Annotated in this window: 1 protein-coding gene and 1 pseudogene; both read right to left on the bottom strand. The window is 34.9% G+C overall.

Annotated features, from left to right (window positions below):
• Nucleotides 1–616: dipeptidase (locus ACZQCL_RS06410; RefSeq protein ID WP_482482321.1), on the bottom strand; the 616-nt coding region annotated here is incomplete at its 3' end.
• Nucleotides 613–870 (bottom strand): annotated as a pseudogene (locus ACZQCL_RS06415) (M3 family oligoendopeptidase); the annotation flags it as partial. The pseudogene ACZQCL_RS06415 and the gene ACZQCL_RS06410, both read right to left, overlap by 4 nt.

Consider the following 870-nt stretch of genomic DNA (forward strand, 5'->3'; position numbering starts at 1 on the left):
CTCCAACTAGTCCTTGTTTATTTCTAATAATGTCTAGTTGTAAATCGCTCAAGTTACGGTAATGATTGTATAAAGCCTTCACATTACTGTGAGATGCGATGATGGGCTTTGTACTTGTTTTTGCGATATCATAGAAGTTCCATTCGCAACAATGGCTTGTATCAATGGCTATGCCAATATGATTCATAGCTTGAACCGCTTCAATACCTAGATCTGTTAATGGTTTATTATTTGTTCTTGCACCACAAGCTAAGGCATTATCATCGTTCCAGCATAATGAACCAAGACGTACATTATGATTATATAACCATTGAATTTTATTTGTGACATCTTCTTTAATTCCACACATACCTTCAACAGCGATAAAGACTTGAATATCTTTATCGTTGTTAAATGAGAAATGTTTACTTGAATGAATACAATCATTGGCATATACGATACATTCTTGCATATCTTGCCATGATTCAGTGCCGCTAAAGCAGCAGACAATGGCAGAAAATTTCATGTTGCCTTCTTTAAAGCGAGGATAGTGAAATTCATCCAAACGATTCAACTGTTCTTTATGATCGAACAAATCATTTCCTATATCATCATGTAAATTCGCAAATGAGATCATGCGCTTAACTCCTTTAAGAAGTCTTGAATTTGATCGGCAATCGATTGTAGACTTTCTTGCCAGAACGATTCTTCTTCAATGTTGATATCTGCCATACTTGCGACATTTTCACAAGTATTTGTGGTTGTTGCAGCTAGTAGTTTTTCATATTTAGGAATAAATGATGTCCCTTCCTTTTTGAATTTTGCGTATAAACCACGAGAAAATAAAGCACCAAATGTATATGGGAAGTTATAGTACGCGATATCTGGAAT

The sequence above is a fragment of the Holdemanella sp. genome, from assembly GCF_056804935.1.